The sequence below is a fragment of the uncultured Tateyamaria sp. genome (assembly GCF_947503705.1).
Taxonomy (GTDB): Bacteria; Pseudomonadota; Alphaproteobacteria; order Rhodobacterales; family Rhodobacteraceae; genus Tateyamaria.
This window is the reverse complement of record NZ_CANNES010000005.1, coordinates 93,408-109,854: the sequence shown is the minus strand read 5'-3', so window position 1 is coordinate 109,854 and position 16,447 is coordinate 93,408. Positions and strand designations below refer to the sequence as shown.

Here is a 16,447-nt window from a genome sequence, read left to right as displayed (position 1 = left end):
CAGCGACATCGCGGATATGCTCGGCAAACCTTGATGGGTGCGCTACATGGACGCTTGAGAGATCAGCCACGAAGGTAAGACCCAAACAATGACATCAAAACCGTTGCGCGCGGGGCTCAAGACTGTGTTGGAGTTCGGCCCGATCATAGGCTTTGTCCTGGCCTATCTGGTTTTTCGCAATGACAGCTTTGTTGTGGCGAACACGGAGTATTCCGGTTTGGTCGTCGTCATAGCCGCGTTTCTCCCCGTCTTTGTAATCGCCATTGCGACGCTCGGGTATCTGACAGGGCAGATCGCCCGGATCCAGGTGGCAACGGCGGCGATGGTGCTCGTCTTTGGCGGTCTCAGCGTCTGGCTCAACGATCCCCGGCTGTTCAAGGTGAAGCCGACCGCGATTTACCTGACCCTCGCGATCCTGCTGTCCATCGGGCTGTTGCGCGGGCAATCCTGGCTGAAATACATTATGGAGGACATGATACCACTCAAGCGCAAGGGTTGGATGATCCTGACCAAGCGCGTGACGCTTCTGTTTTTTCTGTCCGCAGGTGCAAACGAACTGGTTTGGCGCACGCAATCCGAAACGGTCTGGGTGATATTCGAGACCGTAGTGATGCCGGTCATAATCCTTGTCTTCTTCCTCACCCAGATCGGACTGTTCGTCGATCACGTGTCGCTGAAGCCCGCGAAAAAGAAACGCAAGGAGGGCTCTGCCCGCTAGGCCGTCGCCTGATAGACCGCCGATACCTCGCCCCGGATGATCCGCGCGATCAGTGCGCAGTCGTCCAGGCTGAAAGTCAGGGGTACGCGCATGTCGACCACGCCTGCCAGAATGCGGTCGCTCGCGGCCATAGGCGTGGACGGCGCATACCGCCAGCTGTCATAGCGACTGGTGAAGGCAACCGGTTCAGCAGCGCCAAACCATTTCAGCTCGACCCCGCGGGCAAGGCACCGCTTGATCACCTCCTGAACGGCCGCAGCCGTCCAATCGAGCAGCAGGAATTGGATGGACGACCCCACAATCGTTTCCTGGGCAGGGCGGTCAATGACCTTCAGGCCGGGCGTATCGCGCAACCCAGCCTCAAGCGCATAATACCGTTCGTTCCAACGGGCGCATTGCGCCGCCAGATCCGCCACTTGCGGGCGCAGGATCGCCGCGCGCAGGTTATCCATCCGGCCCGAGATGTTGGGCGTGTCGTATTTCAGATCGGCAAAGGCCTCTTTGGGCGGGGCCGCCAAGTGCCGCTCAAACAGCATATAGCTGCCCGACAGCATCACGGATTTCGCCGCCAGATGCGGATCGTCCGTGACCAGAAAGCCGCCCTCGCCCGAATTCACATGTTTATAGGTCTGGCAGGAATAGCAACCGATGGCCCCATGCCGCCCCGAAGGCACTCCGTTCCAGGCGGCCCCCATCGTATGTGCGCAATCCTCGATTACGGTGACGCTCGCCGCATCGCACATCGCCATCAACCGATCCATATCGCAGATATGCCCACGCATATGGCTGAGCAGCAAAACGCGGGCCTGATCCAGCTTGGCCTCAAGATCATCCAGATCAATTGTCAGGCTTTCGGTCACGCCGACAAAGACCGGAACCGCCCCCACCGCTGCAATCGCTCCTGGCACAGGGGCCAGGGTAAAGGCGTTGCTGAGCACGTGATCGCCCGGTTTCACGCCTACAGCCCGCAATGCCGTAGCCATCGCATACCCGCCAGAGGCAACCGCAAGGCAATATTGCGCGCCGACGCTTGCGGCAAACTCCTGCTCCAGCAGGGCCGTTTCCGACACCTCGCCGGGGGCGGTGTTATAGCGGTGCAAGCGGCCGTGGCGCAAAACGGCCAATGCGGCTTCGATCCCGGTTTCAGGGATCGGGTCTTGCTGGGTGAAGCTGCCGGTAAAAGTCTCTGTCATGGGCAAAGTTGTGGTGTCCCGCCTGCATCACGTCAAGATGGAGCGCACCCATTCCACAACTCGAAATCGGGTCTTTGCCGATCAGCGGGGCAAAAGCGTTGCGGCCACCGATGGCAAGGCCGCAAAATCATCGAGCAGCGCCTCGGGCTCCAACGCTGCCATGTCGCCCCCTGCCGGGCCAAAGGTTACCAGAACCGACGGCACGCCTGCCGCCCTGGCGGTGTTACGATCCGTGTCGCTGTCACCAATCAGGATGCAGGCGCGCGGGTCATGTCCCAAACGGCGCGTTGCCTCGAACAGCGGTTCGGGGTCCGGTTTGCGCACAGGCAGTGTATCTGCGCCGACAAGGCTACCAAAAGCATCGCGCACACCCAGGTTGCGCAACAATTGCTCGGCCAGACCTTCGGGCTTGTTGGTGCAGATGCCCACACCGTAGCCTTGTGACTTCAGCACTTCGACCGCATCCATGGCCCCGTCATACATCCGCGTATGGACAGAAATGGCAGCACCATATGCCTCAAGCAGCACACCGTAATAGCGATCCACAATGGCCTCATCCATTTGGTCCACCCGCGCGAGCCCGGCTCGCAGCATCGCCCGCCCGCCCCGCAAGGCGACCCCCGCATCCGCTGGACCCAAGACATCGCCCAAGCCCATATCGCGAAAACAATGGTTCGCCGCGGCCAGCAAGTCACCGCTGGTGTCCGCCAAAGTTCCATCCAGGTCGAAAATTACTGCCGTCATGCCCTGCCTCTGACCGGGTGCGCAAAGGCGATGAACCGCCGATCCGTGTTGCAACCCGCAATTTTGTTTGATGTGCCGCCCGCTTGCGCGTGGTTTCCCAGCGGATAAACAGGGCAGAAGCAAAAAACAAAGAGAAACAGCATGAGCGTCGCACTTATCATCCTGGCCGCAGGCAAAGGCACCCGGATGAACTCCGACCTTCCCAAGGTTTTACACCCCATCGCAGGCGCGCCCATGCTGCACCACGCCATGGCCACCGGCACCGTTTTGGACCCTGCCCATGTGGTTGTCGTTGCAGGGTTTGGCGCAGACCTGGTGACCGCCTCGGCCAATGCGTTTGACCCTACGGCGAGGGTCGTTCTGCAAAAAGAACAGTTGGGCACAGGCCATGCTACGGCACAGGCCAAGGATGCACTGAAAGGTTTTGACGGTCTGGCTATCGTCCTTTTCGGCGACACACCTTTCTTGCGGCCGGAGACACTTGAGGCCATCGCAGCTAGCACCGCGGACGTCACCGTTCTGGGCTTCGAGGCCGCTGACCCTGGCCGATATGGCCGCTTGGTGATGGAAGCGGATCAGTTGGCCCGGATCGTCGAGTTCAAGGATGCCTCTGAGGCAGAGCGGGCCATCACACTTTGCAACTCAGGTGTCGTGGCGGCTCCGGCTCCGCTCATGTTCGACCTGATCGATGCGCTGGATAATGACAACGCGCAAGGCGAATACTACCTCACCGACCTGCCCCGCCTTGCCCGCGCCCGCGACCTGAGCGTCACGGTTGTCCAGTGCGACGAGGCGGAAACACTCGGCATCAACTCGCGCGCCGAACTGGCCGCGGCCGACGCCCAGTTTCAACGCAGCGCGCGCATCCAGATGATGGAGGATGGGGTAACCATGATGGCACCTGACAGTGTCTATCTGTCACTCGACACCATCATCGGGCGCGATGCACTGATTGAACCCAACGTCGTCTTTGGCCCCGGTGTCACGGTCGAATCGGGCGCCACCATTCGCGCCTTTTCCCATCTGGAGGGCTGCCATGTGTCACAGGGTGCAATCATTGGCCCCTATGCGCGCCTGCGCCCGGGCACCGAACTGGCCGAAGACGTACGCGTCGGCAACTTTGTCGAGATCAAAAATGCAACCCTGGCGGCGGGGGCCAAAGTTAACCACCTCAGCTATATCGGGGACGCATCGATCGGCGAGGCCAGCAACATCGGCGCGGGCACCATCACCTGCAACTATGATGGCGTGATGAAGCATCGGACCGAGATTGGGGCGCGGGCATTCATCGGATCAAACACAATGCTCGTCGCCCCGGTTTCCGTGGGGGACGAGGCAATGACGGGCTCTGGCTCTGTCATCACATCAGACGTGGATGCAGGCGCCTTGGCCCTGGCCCGCGCTCCACAAGTCGAAAAACCGGGCATGGCCCGCAAATTGTTCGAAATGTTAAAGGCCAAAAAGGCCAGACAGAGCAGAGGCAGTTAAAATGTGCGGAATTGTAGGGGTGCTGGGCAATCATGAAGCCGCGCCGATCCTTGTTGAAGCCCTCAAACGGCTGGAATATCGCGGTTACGACAGCGCGGGCATCGCCACAGTAAATGGTGGTGTCCTGGACCGCAGGCGTGCCGTTGGCAAACTGGCAAATCTCAGTGACCGACTGGTTCACGAACCGCTGGCAGGCAAAGCTGGCATCGGTCACACCCGCTGGGCCACCCATGGTGCCCCAACCGAAACCAACGCCCACCCGCATCAGGCAGGGCCGGTGGCAGTGGTCCATAACGGAATTATCGAAAACTTCCGCGAATTGCGTGCCGAACTGGCGGCTGCTGGGATCAACTTTCAGACCGAGACTGATACCGAAACCGTCGCCCTGCTGACCCAACACCATATGAACCAGGGTCAGGCACCGGTCGATGCGGCCTATGCTACGCTTGACCGGCTACACGGAGCCTTTGCGCTCGCCTTTCTGTTTCACGGAGAGGACGATCTGATCGTTGCCGCGCGCAAGGGCTCCCCCCTCGCCATCGGGCATGGAGATGGCGAGATGTTCGTCGGCTCTGATGCGATTGCTCTGGCACCGCTCACAGACCGGATCACCTATCTTGAAGAAGGCGACCGCGCGGTTGTGACCCGCCAAAGCGTCGTGATCACTGATGCCAACGGGTCTCTGGCAAACCGCGCTATACGCCAGATCCAGATCGATGCGACCCGTGTCGACAAGGCAGGCCACAAGCACTTCATGGCCAAGGAAATTGCAGAGCAGCCCGCCGTGCTGGGCAACACATTGACGCACTATCTGGGCGTTGACGGTCAGATCAACCTGCCCGACCTGGGCATCGATTTCACCGCCTTCGACCGGGTCACAATGGTTGCCTGCGGTACGGCATTTTATGCATGCATGACCGCCAAGTACTGGTTCGAACAGATCGCGCGCCTGCCCGTTGAAATCGACGTGGCCTCGGAATTCCGCTACCGTGAGCCGCCCATTCCGACGCGCACCCTGGCCATCTTTGTCAGCCAATCGGGCGAGACAGCCGATACCCTCGCCGCCCTGCGCTATTGCCAGGGAAAGGCGGACAAGATCGTATCGGTAGTGAATGTTCCCGAAAGCTCCATCGCCCGCGAAAGCGATCTGGTTTTGCCGATCTACGCGGGCGTTGAGGTCGGCGTCGCCTCGACCAAAGCGTTCACCTGTCAATTGACGGTCTTGTTGATGCTGGCGTTGCGCGCGGCTTCCACGCGTGGCGTGATCAATGCGGACACGATGGCCGATCACGTTTCTGCCGTGCGCAGCGTACCCGCCTTGATAAACCTCGGGATCGAGCAGAGCGGCGCGATGCAACGCACGGCACGCAAGCTCGCGGAAGCGCGTGATATCCTGTTTCTGGGGCGCGGGATCATGTATCCGCTAGCCCATGAAGGGGCGTTAAAATTAAAGGAAATCAGTTATATACATGCCGAAGCTTATGCATCAGGTGAGCTAAAGCATGGTCCCATTGCACTGATCGACAAGCACGTGCCTGTGGTTGTCATGGCTCCCAAGGACCCGCTGTTTGAAAAAACCGTGTCGAACATGCAGGAGGTGATGGCGCGCAAGGGCAAGGTCGTCTTGATCTCTGATGCGGCGGGCCTGTCAGAGGCCGGTGATGGTGTCTGGGAACAGATTGAAATGCCGGTTTGTCCGGACATCGTTGCCCCGATACTTTATGCTGTGCCCGCCCAATTGCTGGCCTATCACACCGCAGTTGCCAAAGGCACGGATGTGGATCAGCCGCGCAACCTGGCCAAGTCTGTGACGGTGGAATAAGTGCGGATGCCCACGCCATCGTTCTGCTGCTCATCATGAAGCCCGAAGCCGCACTAGAGGCGATCCAAGCCCATGCCGATCCAGAGCGCGCGCTTGGGGCCAAGGCCTATCACAAGTCAAACCGTGTTCACCTCGGCGTCGCGAACCCCATCCTTAACGATCTGGCCAAGACCTGGCGCCAGAACCTTGACGTCTCGGCACGCGTCACCTTGGCGCGCGCACTTTGGGACAGCGATATTTTTGAGGCGCGACTGGCGGCGGCCAAATTGTTGACCCAGGCCCGGATGCGCCCCGACGTCGAAGTCTGGGAGTTGATCACGTCCTGGGTGCCTGATTTCGACAGTTGGGCCATCGCCGATCACGCCTGTATTGCAGGGCAAAAGCGCTTGATCACTGACCCGTCGCGTCTGGAGACGGTCGAGGCCTGGACCAGATCGGAGCACATGTGGACGCGGCGCGCGGCGTTGGTCATCACTCTGCCCTGGACGAAACAGAACTTTCCCAAACCCGAAGAAGAGGCGGTACGCGAACGTGTACTGGGCTGGGCGGCCACTTATGTGGACGATAAGCAGTGGTTTATTCAAAAAGCCATCGCCTGGTGGGTGCGCGACCTCAGCAAACATGATGCGGATCGTGCGCAGGCGTTTCTAAAGACTTATGGGGCGGCAATGAAACCTTTTGCAGCCAAAGTGGCGGCAAAATATCTGTCAAAGCCTTGAGGGGTGTCGGATATCGATCCGATATTCAACTGACTTCCGAAAAGAAAAGCGCGGCGCGCCAGTGGCGACGTTCCGGTCTCTTTGCCAAGGGCGGGGATCGGAAAGCGGCTCTAGCTGTCCACAAATACATCGATTTCAACAAGATCGGTCAAGCCCACGCCAAGCGCCTGCATGGCCTGCAATGACATCCGACTGCCCGCCGTGGCAGGCCCATCAATCGGGATCAGCGTGACAGAGACTTCCGCCCCCGTCCCTGCATCCTTTACTCGCCCCGCACTTTCAACAGGCACCAATGGGGTCCGCAACCACAGGCCCGGCTCACCTGCATTGCCCAAGGTTGCAATGGTGCGTCCCAAGGCGCCATCCGCCAACACTGGCGCAACAGGCGGCACCGCCGGACGTGCTTGTGGGCGCACCAATACGTCTGCACTGACGCCGCCGCGTGCTTCGCCCACCGGATCTGCAGGGTCCGCCGTCCACCGCTCAGGCACCAACCCGCAACCCGTCAAACTTACAGCCGTGATCATCATCCAACGCATGACGGCAGCATAGTGCACCCGATTTGACACGCAATGCCCCTTGCGGTGCGCCCCGCGCATGCCTACCAATTGAACCATGACAGCCCCTTTGATTGACCCGTTTCAACGCGCCATCACGTACCTGCGCGTCTCTGTGACAGACCGCTGCGATTTCCGTTGCGTCTATTGCATGTCCGAAAACATGACTTTTCTGCCCAAAAAAGAGCTTTTGACGCTCGAAGAGCTGGATCGCATGTGCTCCACTTTTGTTCGCTTGGGCGTGGAAAAACTGCGGATCACCGGCGGCGAGCCGTTGGTACGCCGGGATATCATGACGTTCTTCAACTCCATGGGACGGCATCTGGAGAGCGGCGCGCTCAAAGAGCTGACACTGACAACAAATGGCAGCCAGCTGGAACGATTTGCCACCGATCTTTATGCGGCGGGCGTGCGCAGGGTGAACATTTCCCTCGACACGCTGGACGAACAGAAATTCGCCGATATCACGCGTTGGGGCCGCTTGCCCCAGGTGTTGCGCGGTGTCGACGCCGCCCTTGCCGCAGGTCTCAAAGTCAAAATCAACGCTGTCGCCCTCAAAGGCTTCAACGAGGACGAATTGCCCACCATTACCCAATGGTGCGCCGAGCGTGGGATGGACCTGACCTGGATCGAAGTCATGCCCATGGGCGACATCGGCAATGAGGACCGGCTTGGCCAATACTGGTCCTTGAAAGAGGTGGAGGCGGCTTATGCGAACCATTTCAGTGTCACTCAACTGGACGAACGCACCGGCGGACCCGCCCGCTATGTCCGCCTTGAGGAAACCGGGCAAAAGATCGGGTTCATCACCCCGCTCAGCCACAATTTCTGCGAAAGCTGCAACCGCGTCCGCGTGACCTGCACCGGTGAGATTTACATGTGTCTGGGCCAAGAAGACATGGCTGACCTGCGCGCCCCGTTGCGCTCATCTGAGTCGGACGGCCCGTTGGAGGACGCAATTCGCGCGGCCATCAACCTCAAACCCAAGGGGCACGACTTTGACTACTCCCGCCAGCGGCTGGACGGCCAGATGCCACGCCATATGAGCCACACGGGCGGCTGAGCCTCGTGCGGCCCACGGCCCTGTTTGTGCTCTATCGTGCGCTGTCGGCCTTGGCCCTGCCCTTTGCCGCACGCAGCGCCGTGTCTAAGCTGCGCGGCGCAGGCGTGCCCGTTGAGCGCGCCCATGAGCGTCTTGGCCATGCAACGGAATCGCGCAGGCTTGGCCCCCTGATCTGGCTGCATGGGGCAAGCGTCGGTGAGGCGAAATCGGTCCTTCCTTTGATGGCCTATATGGCCCAAGCCCATCCCGAACTGCGGCTCTTGCTAACGTCTGGCACGGCCACCTCGGCCCAAGCCGTGGCAAGCCGACTGCCCCAAGATGCTGTGCACCAGTTCAGCCCGTTGGATGGCGTCGGACCGCTGAACCGATTTCTGGATCATTGGCGGCCGGATTTGTGTGTGTTGGTCGAATCAGAGCTTTGGCCGAACCTGCTTGACGCCTGCGCACGGCGCGACCTGCCGGTGGCTTTGCTGAACGCGCGGCTGTCGGACAAAAGCGCACAAGGCTGGAAACGGTTTGCGGGCACCGCGCGCTATGTTCTGCGTGGCGTCCGATTTGCCCATTGCCAGGATCGGCGCAGCCGTGATCACCTCCGCGAAATGGGCCTGGACATCGCCGAGCAGGGCCAGAACCTCAAGGCGATGCCTGGTCCATCGACACTTGGTCCCAAGGCTCTGGATACGGCACATACCGAACTCGGCGGGCGCTCTGTTTGGGTCGCCGCCTCGACCCATCCGGGCGAAGAAGAGGGGGTTTTGGATGCGCACAAGCGCCTGTTGCAAGATCACCCGAACCTGTGCCTGATACTGGTGCCACGCCATCCCGAGCGCGCCCCGGAGGTGATGGGCCTGATCGAGGGCAAGGACCTGAGCGTCGCGCAGCGCAGCACTGGCGGTACACTGTCAGACAAGGCACAAGTCTATCTGGCCGACACAATGGGCGAGACTGATTTGTGGTATGCGCTCAGCCCGATCGTCTTTCTTGGCGGCTCGTGGAGCGCAGTAGGCGGCCACACGCCCTTTGAGCCGGCCGCCGCCCATTCCGCCATCCTGCACGGCCCGAAATACGTCAACTTTTCCGAAGCATACGCCGTTTTCCGCTTAAAAGATGCAAGCGTGGAAGTGGCCGATGCGACAGCCCTGGCATCTGAAATCGACACCCTGTTAATCCATCCCAGCCGCGCCGCACAACTGGCCGCCAATGCGCGCCCCTTGGCACAGGCCGGAGATGCGGCATTGGCTGACATCAGTGACCAACTCTTGTCTCTGGCAGGCATTGAGGCCAAAGAGACGCATGGCTGACCTCAACGACATCGACGTGATCGCGCCCAATTTCAAACGGCGTCTGTCCGGAGTGACGTCGACCGTGATCCGGCTGGTGCCCTTGCAAGCACGATCCATCGCGATCACCGCCTGCGCACCGGACATGCCCGAGCACGTGCCCAACGTGGGTTGGATCAAGCTTTTGACCATGTCGCGCAAGGGTCCCTCGGGAGCACGAGTCTGGCATGCCCGCCGCAATGTGGAAATGATCGCGGGTCTCGCGCTCAAATGGCTCTTGGGCAAACAGCTCAAACTGCTTTTCACCTCTGCCAGCCAGCGGCACCATTCGGGCCTGACCAAAGCGCTCATTGCGCGGATGGACGCGGTGATTTCGACCTCTGCCAAAACGGCAGGATACCTCGAACGGACCTCGACCGTCATTCACCATGGGATAGACACCGAAACCTTTGCGCCCCATCCCGACAAGACTGCGCTGCGCGCCGAACTTGGCTTGCCCCAAGGGGCGCTCATAGGCTGTTTCGGACGGATCCGCGCACAAAAGGGCACGGATGTGTTTGTGGAGGCGATGATTGCGCTATTGCCGCGACATCCCACTGTGACTGGCATTGTCATGGGGCGCGCGGTGGACAAGGACCAGGGCTTTCTGGACGACCTCAAAAAACGGGTCTCCGCAGCGGGTCTCGGCGACCGGATTCTCTTTTTGCCAGAAGTGCCGGTTTGGGAGACGCCGCGTTTCTACCAGGCGCTTGATCTGTATATCGCGCCGCAACGCTGGGAAGGGTTCGGGTTAACCCCGCTTGAGGCGATGGCTTGTGGCGCGCCCAGCATCGCAACGCGCGTCGGCGCGTTCGAAGAATTAATCGTGGACGGCAAAACAGGCACGTTGATCGACGCAGGCGATGTGACCCAGATGGCAGAGGCCGCCGATGCCATCCTCTCAAACCCAGAGATGTTGGCCCAATGGTCCGACAACGCGCGCAAGCACATGGTGCAGAATTTCCAATTGCAGCAGGAAGCGGACGCGATCACGGCGATTTACCTGCAATTGCGGAGCGCCTGAGGGACGGTGGGTGGGGCGACCTGCCGAATGGCAGGAGCGTCACCCGCCGCCCCAAACGAAGTCAGGATGCCGCAGGCAGACGCTGCTCGACTATCTCTGCCCACCAGGAACAGCCTGCCGGGATCGCCTCGTCATTAAAGTTATACTTTGGATGATGTACCATCGCCGTGTCGCCATTCCCGACCAGAATATAGGCCCCGGGCCGTTCTTCGAGCATAAAGGCGAAATCCTCGCCGCCCATGACCAAAGGCGCTTCATCGCATTGCCCTGAAATCGAGCGGGCCACATCCGCCGCAAAGGCTGTCTGCTCGTCATGATTGACCATCGCAGGGTAGTTCCGATTGTAATCGACACGGGCCACACCACCGAACATGGCGGCCGTGCCTTCGCAAATCTCGGTGACCCGCTTTTCGGCCAAGTCCCGAATCTCCGGCGACATAGTACGCACGGTGCCCATGATTTGTACCTTTTGCGGGATCACGTTGAAGGCTTTGGACGAAGTTTCGAACGCGGTGATCGATACCACAATCCGCTCGATGGGGTCTGCGTTGCGGCTGACGATACTTTGCAGAGCGGTAACCGCATGGGCCGCCATCAGGGTCGTATCTACCGTCTCATGCGGTTTGGCTGCGTGCCCGCCCAAACCCTCAAATTCGATTTTCAAAAGGTCGGTCGCCGCAAAAAACACGCCCGGGCGGATCGAAAAAGTACCCACTGGCATCCCCGGCCAATTGTGCATGCCATAGACCTCGTCGATGTTCCAACGGTCCATCATGCCATCGTCGCACATCTCGCGACCGCCGCCGCCGCCCTCTTCGGCGGGTTGAAAGATTACCACCGCCGTACCGTCGAAATTCCGCGTCTCCGCCAGATAACGCGCAGCGCCCAGCAGCATCGCCGTATGCCCGTCATGCCCGCAGGCATGCATTGCCCCGTCGGTTTTGGAGGCATAGTCCACACCGGTTTCCTCGTGGATCGGCAGTGCGTCCATATCCGCGCGGAGCCCAATCACCTTTCCCGACGCATCCGTCCGGCCCTTGATCAAACCGACAACGCCCGTGCGTCCGATGCCTTCGACCACCTCATCACAGCCAAATTCCCGCAGCTTATCCGCCACCAATGCGCTGGTACGATGGGTTTCGAACAAGATCTCGGGATGTTGGTGAATGTCGCGGCGCCAGGCGGTGATATCGGCCTGCATTTCGGCAAATCGGTTCTTGATCGGCATAAACTGTTCCTTTGTCTGGCGCGCGGGCAATTATTGTGCGGGCATCCGTTGTTCGATCACTTCGACAAACCAGCTGCATCCGGCCGGTATTGCATCATCATCAAAGCGGTATTCGGGGTGATGCAGCGTCGCACCTTCACCGTTGCCCAGCATGATATAGGCCCCGGGGCGCTCGTTCAGCATAAAGGAAAAATCTTCCGCCGCCATAATGGGCGGCATGTCGGTGATCACATCCCCAGCAACCGCCCGCGCGGCCGCCGCTGCATAATCGGTATGTGTGTCGTCATTGATGGTCACGGGATAGCCAAGACGGTATTCTACCTCCGCCACGCAATCATAGGCCTCTGCCGTGGCTGTCGCGATCTTGATCACCCGCGCCTCGACCTGGTCGCGGATCTCGGGTTTGAGGGCGCGCACCGTACCCGTCATCCGCGTCGTTTGCGGGATGATATTGTGTGTGTCCACATCCGAATGCAGCGCGCACACCGACACAACCGACGCCTCTAACGGGTCCACGTTGCGGCTGGCGATACTTTGCAATCCGAGGATAATATGGGCCGCCGCCACGTTTGGGTCGATTGCGGTGTGGGGCGCCGCGGCATGGCCGCCAAGGCCCGTGACAGTAATCTCGAACTCATCGGCTGCGGCCATGATGGGCCCGGGCCGGATCGCGAATTGCCCGGTGGGCAGGCCGGGCATATTGTGCAGTCCGTAAACCTCTTGGATGTTCCAGCGGTCTAGCATGCCGTCATTGACCATTTCGCGGCCACCGCCGCCGCCCTCTTCGGCGGGTTGAAAGATCATCACGGCAGTGCCGTCGAAATTGCGGGTCTCAGCGAGGTATTGGGCCGCTCCCAACAACATCGAGGTATGCCCGTCATGGCCGCACGCATGCATCTTGCCGGGAACGGTCGAGGCAAATTCGACGCCTGACGCCTCCATGATCGGCAGCGCGTCCATATCCGCCCGCAGGCCAATGACCCGGCCCTTGGTGTCCGTTCGCCCCTTGATCACGGCGACCACGCCGGTTCGGCCGATGCCGGTGGTGATGTCATCGACGCCCATCGCTCGCAGCTTGTCCACGACAAAGGCCGCTGTTTCATGCACATCAAAGTCCAGTTCGGGATGCGCATGCAGATGATGACGCCAGCCGGTAATCTCGGCATGGGTCTCGGCCAGGCGGTTCTTGATCGGCATCAGCGCACTCCTTTTGGTCGCTCAGAGAGAGGGGCCGATGTGAACGGCAGTTCCATCGGAAAATCGGCTCAGACGGAACCGCGTCAGATCATGACCCACATCGCCGCCGGTGACCAGAGCGGCCAGCACCCGGCCCATGCCTGGGCCGATGCCAAAGCCGTGACCGCTCATCCCCGTGCCAATGGACAGACCCGGAAGGGCGGTCACACGGTCCACCACTGGAACGGTATCGGGCATCGTGTCGATCATCCCTGCCCACGCGCTGGCAATTTGCACCGGCCCAAGACCGGGAAACAATGCGCCAAAGTCGCGGGCCAGCGCCTTGAGCTTGCCCCGATTGGGTGTCGGGTCCAGCACCCGCATCCGCTCAAAGGGCGATTCTTGATCTGCAGCCCAGTGGCGTGGCGTGCCCCATGCATCGGGGTAGCCGGCAGGTGCTGCGGGCAGAAATCGCGTGCCAAATGGATCAGCCCTGAGCTGTGCGATAAATTTGGGAAATGCGCGAAAGGCATCGGGTCCGACAAAAAGCTCGTGAAAGCCACCTGCAGCGAGGGTGTAGCCGCCATCCTGCCGACGACGAAAGGCAATACGGCTGTCGGCAGCTGCACCGAGATGGACCTTGGGCATGGGCGCTGTTGCGGCCACTGTGGCGCGCACGGACAATTGCGGCAATGCTACACCATGGCGGCGCAGGAACAGCGCCGACCAGGCACCGCCTGCCACAACAACCTCCCCAGCAGCAATGCGGCCTGCCTCGGTTACAACACCTGCGACGCGCCCGTCTTGTATGTCCAACGTCCGGGCGGCACAGTTTTCGACAATTTGCGCGCCCGCCCGGGTGGCGATCCCCGCCAGGGCCGGAACGGCGACCCAAGGTTCGGCGCGCATGTCACTCGGCGTGTGCAAGGCACCGGCATAGCTTTGAGACATGGCAGGGATGAGGTGCGCCGTTTCTCTTCGGCTGAGAAGGCAGCTATCGATGTTCAGTGCCTGAGCATGGGGCAACCAACCGGCGTAACCTGCCAACTCTGCTTCCGTTCGGGCAAGATAGGTGACGCCACTTTGCCGCAAACCAATGTCAACATTGGTTTCATCCGCCAATGCCCGCCAAAGGTGGTTCGCCTCGACCATAATCGGCAGTTCATCCGGATCGCGGCCCGTTTGACGGATCCAGCCCCAGTTTCGGCTGGATTGTTCCCCGGCTATACGCCCCTTTTCCAAAAGGACGACGCGACGACCCGCGCGGGCGAGATAAAGGGCCGTGCAAACCCCGATGACGCCACCACCTATAACGACCACATCGGTCTCGGGCGGTGGCGCACCTGGATAGGTCACGGGCGAGGTATTGGAAATCGGGAAGCTCATCGGAGACCGACGCGGTCTTTGGCCCATTTCCCCACGCAGAAAATGGCGCGAGCGACAGAGGTCACGCGCCACCACCACCGCTGGGCGCCATCGGAAAATGAGCCGTTTTCCGGCCCGTTTTCCGTGTCGGAAAACGCTTTCTCAGGCAAGCCGTCCAACCAGATCACGCATAAAGGCATGCCCTGCCTCGAACTGCGCAACCGTGATAAACTCATTGGGTTGGTGCGCCTGCGCAATATCACCAGGCCCGCAAACAACGGCAGAATAACCCGCCTGCTGGAACTGCCCCGCCTCTGTACCGTAGCTTACAACATGGCTCGCGTTATCACCGGTAATCTGGCGCACCAAGGCTTCGGCAACGCCGTTTTCTTCCGGCTCCAGTGGCGGTACGGCAAAGCGAATGTCGATCTCCACCCGCGTATCCGGGTGCACGGCCTGCATGTTTGCCTCAATGGCCGAAACGTGATCCAGATACGCCTTTTTGAGTGCTTCGGTGTTGTCCCCAGGCACCGCGCGGAAGTCCATGGAAAACCTACACTCTTTGGCCGTGATATTATGCGCCGTCCCACCCGAGACCTGGCCGACATGCCATGTGGTATAGGGCGGATCAAACATCGCCCCCAGCGTCGTCGGCTCCGAGGCAAAGACCGCGGCATTGCGCTGATTGGCAAAATCGATGATCTTCACCCCTTCGAGGATGGCGCTGACGCCGGTGTGCATTATCGAGGAGTGCACCTCGAAACCCACAACTCGCGTGTCAAACCCCTGCCCGCCTTTGTGCCCGGTCACGGCCTGCATCATCGACGGCTCGCCCACGATTACCGGGCCACCCTTGGGAACCACCCCCTGCATGGCGGCAATCATGGGCGGGGCGCCCAGACAGCCGATTTCCTCGTCAAAGCTGAACGCCAGCTGCAAGGGTTTGGACACGCCTGCATAATGTGCCTCGACCAGCGCCCAAAGGGCCAGCGCATCAAACCCTTTCATGTCGCAGGTTCCGCGCCCGAAATATTTGCCATCCCGTTCGGTCACCACAAACGGGTCCGTATCCCAAGGTTGGCCATCCACCGGCACCACGTCCGTGTGCCCCGAAAGGACAACCGCCCCCTCGACCTCAGGCCCCACATGAGCAAACAGCGCTGCTTTGGGTTGATCGGGATGCGGATAGCGATGCGATGTGATGCCGTGGCTGTTCAGGTAGTCTTCAACCCACTCCACCAAGGGCAGATTCGTATCGCGGCTCACCGTGGGAAAGCTGATCAGCTTGGTCATCAGCTCAAGCGGGGTAAGGCGGGCAGTCACAGTCTGTATCCTCCGGACACGGTGAGAACTTCACCGGTGATAAAGGCCGCATGTTCACTGGCCAGAAAGCGGACAGTGGCGGCGATGTCTTTGGGCGTGCCAAGGCGGCCCAGGGCGGTGGCGTCGATAAAGAGTTGGCGCAGCGCCTCGGGGCGGTCTGCATCCTCGACGTCTATGGCCCCGGGGGCAATGGCATTCACGCGAATGCCGCGCGGCCCCAATTCCTTGGCAATGCCACGCGTCCACAGCTCTAGTGCCGCCTTGCTGGCGCCAAATAGGCTGGCACCGCCGGGCGGCAAGACGGCATTGACGGATGAAATGTTGATCACGGCGGCACCTGCCTGCAAATGCGGCAGGGCCGCGACCAACAGGCCATGAGGGGCGAGCACATTCACGTCCATCATGGCGCGGGCACCTGTCATGTCAAAGGTATCAACCGGCGAGGCCACAGCACTGCCTGCGTTGTTGATCAGCACGTCAATCCGGCCAAAATGATCTATAACTGCCTCTACAACCGCCGCCGGGTGCGCGGCGTCCGTCAGATCGCAGTGTACTGCAAGAATATCGTCACTGAGCCCATCTGGCAGCGTATTTCGATAGGTGATCGCGACGCCGTGGTCCCGGGACATGTCCAAAGCCATGGCTCGCCCGATCCCCCGGGCCGCACCGGTGATCAGGGCCACCTTTTGCGCATGCGGTTGCGTCACG

General features: G+C 60.5%; 15 protein-coding genes. 7 read left to right on the top strand and 8 right to left on the bottom strand.

What is annotated here, in order from left to right; all coding sequences use genetic code 11:
* The first annotated feature begins 88 nt into the window (after nt 1–88).
* On the top strand, nt 89–718 hold the full coding sequence (locus tag Q1A44_RS12860) for a septation protein IspZ (protein WP_299625537.1): 630 nt from the start codon (nt 89–91) through the stop codon (nt 716–718).
* On the opposite strand, the gene Q1A44_RS12855 is transcribed toward Q1A44_RS12860, so the two are convergent.
* Nucleotides 715–1,911: an aminotransferase class I/II-fold pyridoxal phosphate-dependent enzyme gene (locus tag Q1A44_RS12855; RefSeq protein WP_299625534.1), complete on the bottom strand. Its 1,197-nt coding sequence runs from the start codon at nt 1,909–1,911 to the stop codon at nt 715–717. The two genes, Q1A44_RS12860 and Q1A44_RS12855, sit on opposite strands and share 4 nt — an antisense overlap.
* A gap of 81 nt (nt 1,912–1,992) precedes the next feature.
* Entirely contained in the window at nt 1,993–2,655 is a 663-nt protein-coding gene (locus Q1A44_RS12850; RefSeq protein ID WP_299625531.1) for an HAD-IA family hydrolase, read from the bottom strand.
* 141 nt (nt 2,656–2,796) lie between these two features.
* On the opposite strand from Q1A44_RS12850, the gene glmU reads away from it, so the two are divergent.
* From glmU to Q1A44_RS12835, 3 genes are read left to right on the top strand one after another with little or no spacing between them, the layout of a single operon-like run.
* Nucleotides 2,797–4,143 carry a bifunctional UDP-N-acetylglucosamine diphosphorylase/glucosamine-1-phosphate N-acetyltransferase GlmU gene (gene glmU / locus Q1A44_RS12845; RefSeq protein ID WP_299625528.1) on the top strand — a complete coding sequence of 449 codons (1,347 nt, stop codon included), beginning with the start codon at nt 2,797–2,799 and terminating at the stop codon, nt 4,141–4,143.
* Between the two features lies 1 nt (nt 4,144).
* Nucleotides 4,145–5,965, top strand: coding sequence for a glutamine--fructose-6-phosphate transaminase (isomerizing) (glmS, locus tag Q1A44_RS12840; protein WP_299625525.1), 1,821 nt, complete (start codon nt 4,145–4,147; stop codon nt 5,963–5,965).
* A gap of 35 nt (nt 5,966–6,000) precedes the next feature.
* Nucleotides 6,001–6,684: a DNA alkylation repair protein gene (locus Q1A44_RS12835; protein ID WP_299625522.1), complete on the top strand. Its 684-nt coding sequence runs from the start codon at nt 6,001–6,003 to the stop codon at nt 6,682–6,684.
* 110 nt (nt 6,685–6,794) lie between these two features.
* Here Q1A44_RS12835 and Q1A44_RS12830 read toward each other — a convergent pair whose 3' ends face one another.
* Nucleotides 6,795–7,301, bottom strand: coding sequence for a hypothetical protein (locus Q1A44_RS12830; RefSeq protein WP_299625518.1), 507 nt, complete (start codon nt 7,299–7,301; stop codon nt 6,795–6,797).
* Between Q1A44_RS12830 and moaA the strand changes: the two genes are divergently transcribed.
* The 3 genes from moaA to Q1A44_RS12815 are packed head-to-tail and all read left to right on the top strand — an operon-like array spanning nt 7,300 to nt 10,647.
* On the top strand, nt 7,300–8,304 hold the full coding sequence (gene moaA, locus Q1A44_RS12825; RefSeq protein WP_299625515.1) for a GTP 3',8-cyclase MoaA: 1,005 nt from the start codon (nt 7,300–7,302) through the stop codon (nt 8,302–8,304). The genes Q1A44_RS12830 and moaA overlap by 2 nt on opposite strands.
* Before the next feature lie 5 nt (nt 8,305–8,309).
* Complete coding sequence (locus tag Q1A44_RS12820; protein ID WP_299625512.1) at nt 8,310–9,605, top strand: 3-deoxy-D-manno-octulosonic acid transferase; 1,296 nt, start codon at nt 8,310–8,312, stop codon at nt 9,603–9,605.
* Nucleotides 9,598–10,647 carry a glycosyltransferase family 4 protein gene (locus tag Q1A44_RS12815; RefSeq protein ID WP_299625509.1) on the top strand — a complete coding sequence of 350 codons (1,050 nt, stop codon included), beginning with the start codon at nt 9,598–9,600 and terminating at the stop codon, nt 10,645–10,647. The genes Q1A44_RS12820 and Q1A44_RS12815 overlap by 8 nt, the downstream gene beginning before the upstream one ends.
* A gap of 61 nt (nt 10,648–10,708) precedes the next feature.
* Here Q1A44_RS12815 and Q1A44_RS12810 read toward each other — a convergent pair whose 3' ends face one another.
* The 5 genes from Q1A44_RS12810 to Q1A44_RS12790 all read right to left on the bottom strand — a co-directional run bounded on the left by Q1A44_RS12810 (nt 10,709) and on the right by Q1A44_RS12790 (nt 16,446).
* Nucleotides 10,709–11,875, bottom strand: coding sequence for a M20 aminoacylase family protein (locus tag Q1A44_RS12810; RefSeq protein WP_299625506.1), 1,167 nt, complete (start codon nt 11,873–11,875; stop codon nt 10,709–10,711).
* 30 nt (nt 11,876–11,905) lie between these two features.
* Nucleotides 11,906–13,072, bottom strand: a complete 1,167-nt coding sequence (locus tag Q1A44_RS12805) for a M20 aminoacylase family protein (protein ID WP_299625503.1) — start codon at nt 13,070–13,072, stop codon at nt 11,906–11,908.
* Nucleotides 13,073–13,093: 21 nt separating this feature from the next.
* Nucleotides 13,094–14,437 (bottom strand): FAD-binding oxidoreductase, encoded by a 1,344-nt coding sequence (locus Q1A44_RS12800; protein WP_299625500.1) that lies wholly within the window; start codon nt 14,435–14,437, stop codon nt 13,094–13,096.
* A gap of 141 nt (nt 14,438–14,578) precedes the next feature.
* Nucleotides 14,579–15,739 (bottom strand): acetylornithine deacetylase, encoded by a 1,161-nt coding sequence (gene argE, locus Q1A44_RS12795; protein WP_299625498.1) that lies wholly within the window; start codon nt 15,737–15,739, stop codon nt 14,579–14,581.
* Nucleotides 15,736–16,446 (bottom strand): SDR family oxidoreductase, encoded by a 711-nt coding sequence (locus Q1A44_RS12790; protein ID WP_299625495.1) that lies wholly within the window; start codon nt 16,444–16,446, stop codon nt 15,736–15,738. The genes argE and Q1A44_RS12790 overlap by 4 nt, the downstream gene beginning before the upstream one ends.
* Nucleotide 16,447 lies beyond the last annotated feature (1 nt).